This is a genomic window from Streptomyces sp. NPDC001513, from assembly GCF_042894695.1.
Lineage (GTDB): Bacteria > Actinomycetota > Actinomycetes > Streptomycetales > Streptomycetaceae > Streptomyces.
This window is the reverse complement of the sequence record NZ_JBIAVU010000020.1, coordinates 145370-157559: the sequence shown is the minus strand read 5'-3', so window position 1 is coordinate 157559 and position 12190 is coordinate 145370. Positions and strand designations below refer to the sequence as shown.

The following is a 12190-nucleotide window of genomic DNA, read 5'->3' as shown; positions in this document are numbered from 1 at the left end:
TGTGCAACCTCCTCCAGGCCGGATAGCCAGCAGACCTGGCCTCCGGGACGACGGCACGTCCACCCCGTGGAGATCGATTACGGGACAGCCCTTAGGGCCTGGCCGTGATGAAGTCCTTGCCCTGACGCTCTTTCCCGCGTCCTCTTCAGGCAGCCCGCCTGCGGATCAGTAGGCGTCGTACTCGCCGAACCAGTCAACGATGTAGTGGACCTCCCGGGTGCTCTGGTTCCAGAGGTCGACGATCTCGTGCGGGCCGGGCTTCGCCTGCACCAGGTTGGAGACGTCCTTGCCCGCTGTCCAGTTCAGGGCCGAGGTGGTGGGCCGGGGCGGCGGGATCGGGCGCCCGTTGTGGTACGCGTCCATCGAGTACGGGTCAGGGGCGACCGAGAGGTGGCCCGCTCCTGTCGTGGCGGCGACGGTGAGGTTCAGGACATAGGCCTCGATGGGGAGATCACCGCGGTTCATGGAGTCCAGGTTCATGGGGTAGTACCCGCCGGCGAGACAGAACCAGCTGCCGGGGGGCAGGCGCCGGGAGTCCCTCAGCCGCCACGGTCCCTCCGGGATGCCGGGCGTCGTACTGGTGAAGGCCGCCTTGCTGCCAGCGCCGTAGTAGCCCACGACATCGACGATGACGTCCGTTCCGGCCCAGGCGCCGTTGCGGACGTTGATCTTTCCGTCGGCGCCGACGGGGACGATGACCGAGTTGGCGACTGTCTGGCCCGCGGTGAAGTTCAGGCTGGAGGTGGACGGGGCTGCCTGACCACTTGGGAAGACCGTCAGGTGGCCTTCCTGCTTTGGGTTGGTGACGGTCACGTTGAGCGCCACGGCGGTCGCGCCTGCAGGGATGCCGCTCCTGCCCGTGATCTGGACTCCGAAGGTGCCCTGTCCGGCGACCTGACCGCGGGCCGCGCCGAGGCCTTCGCGGGTGTCGACGAAGCGGACCGGGTTCAGCGAGGTGTAGCCGTCAGCGGCCGTGCGGTCGAAGTAGCCGGTCACGTCCGCGATCAGGTCCACCGCGTTCCAGCCGCCGTTGTACAGCTCGACGTACCCGTCCGTGCCGACAGGAACGATCACCTGGTTCGGGAGGGTCTGTCCGGTGCCATAATTCAGGTTCGAGCTCTCGGGCCGCTTCCTGCCCGAGGGGTAGACGCTGACGTGCCCGGCGGCGGTGGTGTTGGTGACTGTGACGTTGAGGACCACCGCAGCGACCCCGGCCGGTACCTTCGCATTGCCCGCGATCTTCAGCCTGATCGGCGTGTACGCACCGACCTTGGCCTTCGTCGCGCCCACACCGGCTCGGGTGTCGAGCAGCCGAGTGGGGGCGTGCGGCACGAAGAACGAGCCCCCTGTTGAGAACTGGAGCTGGTTGACTGCCTGGACGTGGTTCACGCCGTCCGTCGCGGTCACGGTGATGGTGTAGTCGCCGGGCCGGGGGTAGGTGTGTCTGACGTCGTACAGGATCTCACCGCCGGTGACGGTGGCCGTGTGCGTCGTGCCGTCGCCCCAGGCAATGGTGACTTCGTGTGGGACGGGCGCCCCTTGGTAGAGGTTGACGAGGAAGGAGATGCTGTGGGCGGTCCTGACCTCGCCCCGAATGAGGAGTTCGAGGTTCGAGGCGTCGGCAGAAGCCTGTGCCGAGCCGCCCTTCTCCGCGCCGGAGGGCAGGCCCGTACGGATCGTGTTCTCGCCCGGGCTGCGGAAGGTTCCGCTCTCCGCGGCGGTTGTACCGTCGGGAGCAGCCTCCGGGGGCGGTGCGGACACCCCGGGCGTGGCCGGGCCGGCGGCCTGCGACGTGCTCGGTATGAAACCCACGCCGACCGCGAGAACAGCAGCTGAGACAACAAGTCGGCGACTGCGCACCGGCACCCCAATTCCGTTGTGACTGAATGAGCTGGAAAATTCTGCACAGCGTACCGATCAGCATGGACGCGTCATACGCCTGACCAGGGCTGATCAGGCCACAGTTCGATCACGGGGCCAAGCCAGGCAGGGTGCCGAACCGGCCCACTCGTGCAGAAACGTCACCGTCGCCTCTCCCCCGCGGCACCGGCCCACGTAGCGTCCCGGTCGGCTCGTCCTCGACCTGGGCGACCTTGCGGGCCTCAAGCGCGACCGCGTCTGCGGTCAAGGCCCCAGCCCGCAGAGCAGTCGCCAGACCGGCGACCAGGTACTCGTGAGAGACGTGGCGGGCCAGCAGCAGCACCTCGATCAGGGCCCTGGTGCCGGCGGTGTCTCCGTGGGCCCTGACCGCCGCGGCCCACCAGGCGTCATGGACCGGCGTGAACTTGCCCGCGGATCGAGCCCTTTCGAGCGCGGTGGCGCCGGGGAAAGCACCCGGCTTGCGGATCAGAGCCTCGAGGTAGTGGTCCAGATCCAGGCGGCAGCCGCCCTCCGCGATCAGGCGCTCGTGCCGGGCCACTTCCACGTTCCTGTCGTAAACCACCAGGTGAGAGGTGTGCAGCCACGACACGGACCCGCCTGCCGATCAGACGGACCGGGACCGAGTAGCGGTGTCCGATATGCCGATCTGATGGGCGCCGACCGATGGTAGAGCCCCTTACTGCCGCCGCCAATGGCGCTCTTCAGGTGGGCCCCTCCCCTACTCCAGAGGGTGTTGGGAGCAGACGCGCTCGATGCTGCTGGTCTGCCCGACACCACTCGCTCGCGGCCGCCGACCGACGCCTGCTGAGCTTGACGTTTATCCAGTTCGTCGAGGCTTCGTGCCGACCTTGTGGTGTGCAGGTCGGGTGTGGAACTCGCCGGTGGCGAGGACGCGTCCGACGTCATAGCGGGTAGTTGTCCGCCGGTTCTTCGGGCCGGGTGGGCGGCCGGGGCCGAGTCGGTTTCGGTGCACGGGCCGGCATGCCAGCCTTCACGCGGAGGTTCCTGAACCCCCAGCAGCCCCGGGCGGGAGTGAGTCTGTTCGGTTCCGCCGCCCGCTCCCGGGGCCGGCGGAGATCCCGTGCGCGCGAGCGGGCGAGCCGGAGCTGGGTGTGCGCGGCCAGGACGAGCCAGGTCCAGCGGTCGGCCACTTCGGAGTCCCGGAGCCACCATCTTCATCCCTGCCGGAGAGCAGGCCACCGCTCAGGTCTGGCCTGGTCGCGTTCGATGATGGTCTCGGGTCGTCTGACGGTTTTTCCCACGTCGTAGCGGGTGGCGGGCTTCTGGCTCTTCGAGCCGAGAGGCCGGCCGGGGCCTGGCCGGTTCGGTTTGGGTGCACCTGCTGGGCAAGGCAGGTGAGCGCGGGGGTTCCGGCACCCGCGGCGGACTCGGGCGGGGGTGAGTCGGCCGGGCTCGGCGGGCTTCTCCCAGGGGCGGCGGAGGTCCTCGGCCAGCGGACGGGCCAGGCGGAACTGGGTGTGGGCGGTGATGATCAGCCAGGTCCGGCGGTCCGCAGCCTCGGGGGTGCGGAGTTTCGGCCGGGTCCAGCCGAGGGTCTGCTTGATCATCCGGAAGGTGTGTTCCAGGTCGAACCGGCGGAGGAACGCCTGCCAGCGCAGGTCGACGTCAGATCCGGTCATGCCGGTCTGGGAGGACCACAGCCACAGGGGCAGCGGGTGTTCGCCGCTCGGCAGGTGGTCGACTTGCAGGCGGATCAGCGTGCCCTCGATGAGGGGTAGTTCGCCGTCGTGGTCGATCCAGGCCGAGCGAGTGGTGAGGCGGGGGTGGATGTGGTCCCATGCCATGGCCTGGGCGGTACCGTACCGGTCGGTGACCTGGGTGGTGGCCTGGTCCGGCTTGCCCCAGGTCTCCTGCTTGGCGAAGCGGAACTCCTTGCCGTGCTTCGGGGGCCGCCCGCCCTGGGGCGGGCAGATCCAAGGGCGGGGGACGGGCTTGCGCATCACGCGGTCCGACCGCAGCCGGCCCAGGACTTCGACCGGCAGGCCACCAAGGAGGTAGGCCATGCGCGGGACGTCGTAGCCCGCGTCGAAGACGATGGGGATGTCGGGGTTGCCCTGGCGCCACCGACCGCCCTCGATCAGGTCCTCCACCACGCGGCGGACCTGGGCGGCGGTGGCCTCGGCGACGTCGTCTTCGGGCCCCAGCCGGACGGCGTCCAGCAGCTGGCACCACGATGTCCGCCCTGCTTCGAGGGTGGCGACGAACGAGTACGGCCATCCGGGGATCATCAGGTGCTGGTCCCGGCCGCGGCCGAAGGTGTGGCAGAACAGCCTGTCCGCACCGCACTCGGCGTCCGGTCGTAGCCAGTTGCTCACGTCCACCGTCAGGACGAGCCGTTCGCCGGCGGCCTGCGGCTGGGGCAACGGGGCCAGTGTCCGGCGCAGCCGGCCCGCGTCGATGCGGCCCTCGTTCAAGGCCGCGTACAGGGCGCCGTGCCCACGACGGTGCTCAGCCAGCAGTGTCAGATCCACCGGCGTGGTCACCGGCCCGTCCGCGCACAGCAGCGCGTCCGTGACCTCGAACAGGCCATCGCGCCGCCTGGTCAGGCATTCGTAGAAGTCGTCCCGGAAGTGTGACGCCACAGCGAACGCATCCCGCTGGACATCGTGGTGCAGCGGACTCATCCCCACGGCCTTCGTGCTGGTCGAGTGCGTCCTTGGTCGGAGCGCAGGATCAGCCGAAGGCCGCCCTCACGTCCGGCGAATACCCATCCGGGTGATCATGTTCGTGCTGGCGTTCGAGGCGGGCGCAAGGAACAGCCTGAGCGGCTTCTACCGATGGCGTCCAGCTCTGCGCCAGCAACGAGTGGACCAGTCGCCTGCCGGCGTCAGCCGCTCTCCGCTGACCCGCACGACGACAAGCCTGCCGCCTTCGAAAGCGATTCGATCACCGGCGGCCAGGAAGAGGGGGCGCGTCAGCTCGAAGGCGTAGCCGTTGTCAGTCTCGAGGTCCTCCACCAGTACCAACCGCGAGGTCGGCGTGGCTCCGTCAGCTATCAGGCGCATGCCGAGATGGTCCCACGCAGCCCGACGTCACCTCGACCCAATTCAGGAGCCGGCCAACGGCCCAGAGGTTAAAGAACAAGGTAAGTACCTGTTCCTGAGCCGTTCATGACAGGGGGCGTCGCTGTGGATCTTGGGCATATGGATTGCCGGGGCTGCGGCCCGTTCTTCTGACGGACGACACCAGAACGTCAGTGGCCAACGGCACGAGCTGTCAGTGGTCAGCCACATGAGGCGTGTCAGTAGGCGCTGACCGAGAGCCCAGCCCCGCCGATCGTGCAGGTGCCGGAGTCACCTCGGCCGTGTTGTCTACTACAAGGCCTTGTCCACGCTGAGCTGCCAGGAGATCCGAAAAATGAGCGAACTGTACCCACCGGTCGAGCCGTACGAGAAGGGGATGCTCGACGTCGGCGACGGCAACCTCGTGTACTGGGAGGTCTGCGGCAACCCGGACGGCAAACCCGCACTCGTCGTCCACGGCGGTCCAGGATCAGGATGCGGGACCGGGGCACGCCGGTACTTCGACCCGGACCGCTACCGGGTCGTCCTGTTCGACCAGCGCGGCTGTGGCCGCAGCACCCCCAATGCGAGCGAACCCACGACCGACATGCGGCACAACACCACCCGGCACCTGATCGCCGACATGGAGCGGCTGCGGGAGCATCTGGGTATCGACCGCTGGCTGCTGTACGGCGGCTCGTGGGGCTCCACCCTGATCCTGGCCTACGCCGAGACGTACCCGGAGCGGGTGTCGCAGATCGTCATCCCCGCGGTCACCACCACCCGGCGCTCCGAGATCGACTGGCTCTACCGCGGGGCGGGCCGGTTCTTCCCCGAGCAGTGGGAACGCTTCCTGGCAGGAGCCGGCGGCACACCGCGTGACGGTGACATCGTCGCGGCCTACGCACGCCTGATGGAACATCCCGACCCCGCAGTACGAGAGAAGGCCACAGCCGACTGGTGCGCCTGGGAGGACGCAGTCCTGTCCGGGGAAACGAACGGCACCTCCAACCCCTACGGCGACCGCCCGCCGACCGCGCAACTGGCCCTGGTCCGCATCTGCTCCCACTATTTCTCCCACGGCGCCTGGCTGGAAGAAGGCACGCTCCTGCGCGACGCACACCGGCTGGCCGGCATCCCGGGCGTACTGGTCCACGGCAGACTCGACCTGGCCGGCCCTCTCGACACCGCATGGGAACTCGCGCGCGCCTGGCCCGATGCCGAGCTGACCATCGTCAGCAACGCAGGCCATCTGGGCAGCGACACAACCCGCGCCCATGTACTCAAGGCACTCGACCGATTCGCTCGCCAGGAATGAGACCAGACCGCGCAGAGAGTCACCGACACCTCACGTGTCGCCGACCGCTGACACTTCCGTGTCGCCCGACATCTCCATCCGTTTCGGTGGTGTGCGGATGAGATGCTGACGGGCCGTGCAGCTCCGTGCGAGGGTGCGTGAGTCGGAAGGCGCGGTTGGCGTTCGCGGCGGTGACTGTACCTCCGCCAACGTCCCGGCCACCGGCCAGGGCGTCGACACCCTCGGCCTCCTCCTCGCGGTCTGGGTCACCGCCGCCAGCGTCTCCGACAACACCGGTGGCATCCACCTGCTCTCGTGCATCGCCAAGGCTCACCCCCGAATCACCAAGGCCTGGGCCGACACCGGCTACCGCACCAAGACGATCGACCACGGTGCCATCCTCGGAATCGACGTCGAGGCCACCCGCCGCGACCCTGGCCAGAAGGGCTTCAAGCTCATCCCCGCACAGCACCGAGACCGCTCAGTGCCCTCATCGCAAGGCGGAGGGGCGCCCGAGTACTGGACATACTTGGGCGCCCCGACAACGCGGCGAGGTGCGGTGCCAGACGACGCGGGTCTGGGGGCACCTCCCAGCGGTAGCTGGGGGAGCAAGATCCGAAAGAGACGGCCTAGGGGTGCGGGGTCCGCCCGGCGGCGGACGGCGGGGCTTTCTGCTGAAGCAGCCTTCAGCGGGAGGCCCGACGGGCCACATGCGCAGGCATATTCGGGATGCACGCTACCGAACCTCACCAAAGGGGACTGCCATGGTGTCTCGATCCGCCGCAGCAGGCAGCCGGCGGCACATGTCCGCCGCCGAGGCGTCCCGTGCCTTCGCGCTCGGTCGGACCCTCGCGGCCTCATCCGTACTCGGCTCCGGACGCCGCCGCCCGCAGCAGGAGGCGGCCTGGGCTCCCTTCGCACCCGGGACGCCGCCTTCAGGCGCCGTCACCGCGGAGCCGGCACATGGGTACGAAGGGCTGCCGCATGCCCGTTCGAGCACCATGGCGACGGCCGCGACGGGGTGGAGCACCATGCAGCGGACGCAGTCGGCGGACGGTCCCGTCTGACGCGCCGGCCGCAGCCCGCGAGCCCCGGCTCCCCATCTCCCCCGAAAGGACATCCGATCATCTACGCCTACGACCGGGAACTCGCGGCCTGGGCCGCCATGCTCTCGCCGGTGGACCACAGCGATCCCGACAGCGCCCGGGAGCAGGTGCGCCAGGCCCAGTACCAGCAGCCGTTGCGATCCGTTCCCGAGGATCTGTGGATCGCGGAGGTCGACGTACCGGGACCCGTCGGCGCCCCCGCCGTTCCCGTCCGCGTGTACGCACCCGTCCGCCCCGCGGATCCCTGGGCGGCGGCGCCCGCCGTGCTCTACTTCCACGGCGGCGGCTTCGTCACCGGCGACCTCGAGACCGGCCATGACGAATGCGTCTGGACCGCCACGGCGCTCGGCGTCGTCGTCGTCAACGTCGCCTACCGGCTGGCTCCCCAACACCCCTACCCCCACGCCCTCATGGACGCCCACGCCGTCCTGTACTGGCTCTCCACACAAGGCGAGTCGCTGGGCATCGACCCCCACCGGATCGCCGTCGTGGGCGAGGACGCGGGCGCGGGCATCGCGGCGTCCCTCTGCCTGCTCGCCCGGGAGCGCACGGGCGTGCGCCCCTGCTTCCAGCTGCTGGCCGACCCTCTGCTGGACGACCGGCTCGCGTCCCCCTCCGCCGAGCTGTTCGTGGACACACCCGTGCTCGACCGCGTCCAGGCGGCCAACATGTGGTTCCACTACGTCGGCGCCGCCGCGGGCGGCCCCCATGTCTCGCCGTACGCCGCACCGGGCCGCGCCGACGACCTGGCCGGGCTGCCGCCGACCCACCTCTCCGTGTGCGAGTTCGACCCGGCCCGCGACGAGGGCATCGCCTACGCCGAACGACTCATCCGGTCCGGGGTCTCCGCCGAACTCCACCACTACCCCGGCACGTTCCACGGCTGCGCCTCGGTCCCCGGGGCGGCGGTCGCCCTGCGGATGCGGGAGGACCGCATCCGCGCGCTGCACCGTGCGCTGTTCACCCCGCCGCCCCGGCCCGTCCCGGCTCACGAGCCGCCCGCCGGCCTCGCCACCGCGCCGCTCACCTAGGCCGTAGGGGCCGTCCCGGCCGGCCAGGAGGCCGTCCAGGCCCCCCCGTTCCGCAAGGCGATCCGTTTCTGATGACCGCAGCTCACCACGGCGAGCGAGAGCAGCCGCAGCAACCCCGGTACCAGCTCCTGGCAGAGGACTTGATGTGCCGGCTGGGAGGGCCCGACACTCTCGCGGCGGTTCCGTCGGCCGACGAGATCGCCCGGCGGTACCGCGTTCCGCGTCCCACGGCCCAGTTCGTGCGCCGGGCCCTGTGCACGCGCCTGCGGGCCCAGGGCTCCCCGCACGCCGTGCCGATGACCCCGGACGCCCGTTCCATGCCGGAGCGCGTCGCCGCCCTCCTGCGGGCCCGCATCCTGAACGGAAGTCTCACCGGCCGTCTGCCCAACCGGCCGGACCTCGCCACGGAGTACCGGGTCAGTGTGGACACGGTCGGCAAGGCCGTTCGGCTGCTGGTCCGGGAGGGGCTGCTCCTGGGGGCAGCCCGGCACGGCACGTACGTCCTCGAACAGACAGCCCCGACGCAGAAGTAGAGGCGGGCCCGAACCGCCCGGCGCAGAGGCCGGGCGGTTCGGGCCCGCCTCTTCGGCGCCGCGCACCAGGAGGGTGCGGCCACCGGTCGCGTCAGCTCATGCCGGTCAGACCCGCCTGGTGGGCGAGGATCGCGGCCTGGGTGCGGTTGTCTACTTCCAGCACGGCCATGAGCCGCGACACGTAGGCCTTGACCGTCCCCTCGGACAGGTGCATCGACCGGGCGATCTCCGCATTGGACAGGCCGGCGCCCAGGCGGCGCAGGAGCTCCTGCTGCTGTTCGCTCAGACCGGCCAACCTCCGGGACGACTCGGGGGCGGCGACCGTACGGCTCACGGATCCTCCCCCGGCAGCCGTCCTGGCCAGCCGGGCGGCCGGGCCGGGAGCGAGCGCGGCGGCTCCGGACGCAACGAGTCGTACGGCGGCCATGACCTGCTCGGGAGGAGCGTCCTTGAGCAGGTAGCCCGTGGCTCCGGCCGTGAGGGCGCGGGCGATGCCGTCCTCGGTGTCGAAGGTGGTCAGCACCAGGACGGCGGGCGGTCCGGGAAGCTCCATGAGCCGCCGGGTCGCCGCGATGCCGTCCATGCCCGGCATCCGCAGGTCGGTCAGCACGATGTCGGGCCGCCCTTCGCGGGCCTGCTCCAGTAGCTCGGTGCCGTCGCGGGCCTCAGCGATAACAACGATGTCGTCCTGGCTCTCCAGCAGGGTGCGCAGAGCGAACCGCATCAGGGGCTCGTCGTCCGCCACGATCACGCGGATCACGGTGCCGATCCTTCGGTCAGGCCCTGTCCGACGCGGGGCGGCAGGACACGGGGGTCGCCTTCGACGGGCAGCGTCGCGGAGACTTCCCAGCCGCCGCCCGCGGTGGGACCGGCGGCGAACGTGCCACGCAGCAGGGAGACGCGTTCGCGCAGTCCGGTCGCGCCGAAGCCCCCGCCGGCATCGGGGGACCCTGCCGGAGTCCCGCCGGGGGCCGGGGCGTTGGTCACCCGCACCGACAGACAAGGGCCCTCGCGGCCCACCCGGACCGTCGTACGGGCCCCGGGCGCATGCTTGACGGTGTTGGTCAGCGCCTCCTGGACCGTCCGGTAGACGGTCAGCGCGACCTCCGAAGGGACCTGGCCCACGGGACGCACCTCGTACGCGACCGGGAGGCCGGCCGACCGCGCCTCCTCGACCAGGCGGTCGAGGTCGCCCAGCCGGCGGCCCGCCACCACCGAGCCCTCACCGTCCCGGAGCGTGCCCACCACCTGCCGCAGGTCGCTCATGGCAGCCCTCGCGGTGTCGCCCATGGCCCGGGCGAGCAGCCGGCCCTCGGGGCGCGCGCCTCCCGCGGCCTCGATCGCGCCGGCGTGCATGGCCATGAGCGCGATGCGATGGCCCAGCACGTCGTGCATCTCCCGGGCCAGCCGGAGCCGTTCCTCGGTGCGCGTCCGCTCGGCCCGCCGCTCCCGTTCCTCGCCCAGGGCCGCGAGCGTGCGCTCGTACGCCCGTGAACCCAGCCCGAAGACCACCGGGAAGACGGCATAGAGGGCGGCACACGCGAACTGGCCGACGAGGGTGATGCCCACGTGGCCGGGCAACAGCGCCTTGAGGAAGGTGAAGCCGGCCCAGGCGAGGCCGATCACGACGGTCCGGTGGCGGCTCTGGTCCCGGGCCAGGCAGTACAGGGCGAGGAAGACCGGAACCCGCGACCCTTCGACGACCAGGCCGCCCGCGGCGAGCACGGCGACCATCAGGGGCGCTCGGCGACGCCACAGGAAGCCGGCCGACACGACGGCCGCGACCGCGACGCCGGGCAGGGTCCCGGGGACCAGTCCCGTGTCCGGGTCCAGAGCACTGGCCAGCGAACCGACCGCCACGACCGTGACGATCAACAGGTCGCTCCACAGCAGCCAGGTCCGGCCGATCGGGGCCATGAGCTTGGCGTACCAGCGCTCGAAGGCGTCGGGAGAGGCGAGAGCGGCCACAAAGATCCTTGTTCAGTTCGTTCTATTCCACCAGAAGAACGGCAGAACATACCAGAAAGGACTAGACCAATCAGTGACGCACGCCACACCATCCGGATTGCCATCGCCCGGTATTCACTTTCGTCAACATGGGTCGCCGACGCGTTCACCTAAGGCCACAAAAGGTGGGCGAAAGCCTCCGATCGGGAGAGCGGGGCCCGGCGGGCATCGATTCCCCTCTAGCTTGTTGCCCCTGCAAAGCGGTGAAGTCAGCCCCACCCCGAAGGGACATTCCGTGCGCCTCCTCCTGATCGAAAGCCGTGCCCGTTTCGCCCATGCGCTGCGGCAGGATCTGGCGAGGGAGGGGTTCCACACGGAATGGGCCCCCGACGGGCGCTCGGGACTCCGGCGGGCGCTGGACGGCGACCACGACGTGATCGTGCTCGACGTCCTGCTGGCCGGGCTGAACGGCTACGAGGTGTGCTCGCGGATCCGCGCCGCGGGCCGGACCACCCCGGTCCTGATCCTCACGGCCAAGGACGGTGAGCACGACATCGCCGAGGGACTGGAGAGCGGCGCCGATGACTACCTCGTGAAGCCGTTCGCGTTCCTGGTGCTCGTCGCCCGGCTGCGGGCCCTGCTGCGCCGGAGGGGACAGCACGCGTCGGCGGGCTGGCAGGTGGGCGATCTGCGGGTCGACCCGGTCTCCATGAGGGTGTGGCGGGGAGACACGGAGATCGAGCTGACCGCGAAGGAATTCGGTGTTCTCGCCTGCCTGACCCGCGAGGCCGAGCGGGTGGTCACCAAGCCCCAGATCATCGAGCGGGTCTGGGAAAAGCAATCGCCACGGCAGGTGAACGTCGTGGAGGTCTACATCAGCACCTTGCGCCGCAAGATCGACAGACCCTTCCGGCAGGCGAGCATCGTCACGGTACGGGGGGCCGGCTACAAGTTCGTCGCGACCGGTGGGCCGGGACCCGGGCGTCAGACGTACGGGGTCAGGACCCCCACCAGTCCGGCAGCGGCAGCCATCGCCATGCTCAACTGCGTCAGCGAGATGCCGGATCCCGTCTGCGCGTCCGGAACGTCCGGAACGCCGGGAGCCGTCCGCGGGCTCTCGGCCGGCGGGATCTCGTGATGCGGGGGAACGCCCCGGTGCCAGAACAGACAGATCCGCTGCCAGCGTTCCCGCTCCGCGTCCGGACCGGGGCGCCGCTCCTCGCCGAGCGCGTCCAGGAGATCGCTGCGGTGCAGATCGAAGGCCACCCGAACGTGCTGCCCGTACACCAGCGCGGCGTTCAGAGCGCCCCGGTAGGACGCCCAGGCCAGCAGGACGCCGCCCCAAAGGCAGCACAGCAGCAGGGCGGGCGGG

General features: G+C 70.3%; 11 protein-coding genes. 5 read left to right on the top strand and 6 right to left on the bottom strand.

Annotated elements, in window-relative coordinates:
* Window positions 1–165: 165 nt before the first annotated feature.
* From ACFYZ4_RS35880 to ACFYZ4_RS35865, 4 genes are all read right to left on the bottom strand, one after another.
* The gene (locus ACFYZ4_RS35880) at window positions 166–1812 is read right to left on the bottom strand and encodes a PKD domain-containing protein (RefSeq protein WP_390785939.1); all 1647 of its coding nucleotides are present in this window, start codon (window positions 1810–1812) and stop codon (window positions 166–168) included.
* A gap of 157 nt (window positions 1813–1969) precedes the next feature.
* Window positions 1970–2470 (bottom strand): hypothetical protein, encoded by a 501-nt coding sequence (locus ACFYZ4_RS35875; protein ID WP_390785938.1) that lies wholly within the window; start codon window positions 2468–2470, stop codon window positions 1970–1972.
* 586 nt (window positions 2471–3056) lie between these two features.
* Window positions 3057–4526, bottom strand: coding sequence for an NF041680 family putative transposase (locus ACFYZ4_RS35870; RefSeq protein WP_390785937.1), 1470 nt, complete (start codon window positions 4524–4526; stop codon window positions 3057–3059).
* A 147-nt stretch (window positions 4527–4673) separates the two neighbouring features.
* Entirely contained in the window at window positions 4674–4907 is a 234-nt protein-coding gene (locus tag ACFYZ4_RS35865; protein ID WP_390785936.1) for a hypothetical protein, read from the bottom strand.
* 352 nt (window positions 4908–5259) lie between these two features.
* Here ACFYZ4_RS35865 and pip point away from each other — a divergent pair, with 352 nt between their 5' ends.
* From pip to ACFYZ4_RS35845, 4 genes are all read left to right on the top strand, one after another.
* A complete protein-coding gene (gene pip, locus ACFYZ4_RS35860) occupies window positions 5260–6222 on the top strand; it encodes a prolyl aminopeptidase (RefSeq protein WP_390785935.1) in 963 nt (320 codons plus the stop codon).
* A 743-nt stretch (window positions 6223–6965) separates the two neighbouring features.
* Window positions 6966–7268: a hypothetical protein gene (locus tag ACFYZ4_RS35855; RefSeq protein WP_390785934.1), complete on the top strand. Its 303-nt coding sequence runs from the start codon at window positions 6966–6968 to the stop codon at window positions 7266–7268.
* Window positions 7269–7378: 110 nt separating this feature from the next.
* Window positions 7379–8338: an alpha/beta hydrolase gene (locus ACFYZ4_RS35850; protein WP_390785933.1), complete on the top strand. Its 960-nt coding sequence runs from the start codon at window positions 7379–7381 to the stop codon at window positions 8336–8338.
* 71 nt (window positions 8339–8409) lie between these two features.
* Complete coding sequence (locus ACFYZ4_RS35845; RefSeq protein ID WP_351304920.1) at window positions 8410–8871, top strand: GntR family transcriptional regulator; 462 nt, start codon at window positions 8410–8412, stop codon at window positions 8869–8871.
* Between the two features lie 91 nt (window positions 8872–8962).
* On the opposite strand, the gene ACFYZ4_RS35840 is transcribed toward ACFYZ4_RS35845, so the two are convergent.
* Window positions 8963–9631, bottom strand: a complete 669-nt coding sequence (locus tag ACFYZ4_RS35840; RefSeq protein ID WP_390785932.1) for a response regulator — start codon at window positions 9629–9631, stop codon at window positions 8963–8965.
* On the bottom strand, window positions 9628–10839 hold the full coding sequence (locus tag ACFYZ4_RS35835) for a sensor histidine kinase (RefSeq protein WP_390785931.1): 1212 nt from the start codon (window positions 10837–10839) through the stop codon (window positions 9628–9630). Before ACFYZ4_RS35835 ends, ACFYZ4_RS35840 begins: the two co-directional genes overlap by 4 nt.
* A gap of 274 nt (window positions 10840–11113) precedes the next feature.
* Between ACFYZ4_RS35835 and ACFYZ4_RS35830 the strand changes: the two genes are divergently transcribed.
* Window positions 11114–11956: a response regulator transcription factor gene (locus ACFYZ4_RS35830; RefSeq protein ID WP_351302445.1), complete on the top strand. Its 843-nt coding sequence runs from the start codon at window positions 11114–11116 to the stop codon at window positions 11954–11956.
* Window positions 11957–12190 lie beyond the last annotated feature (234 nt).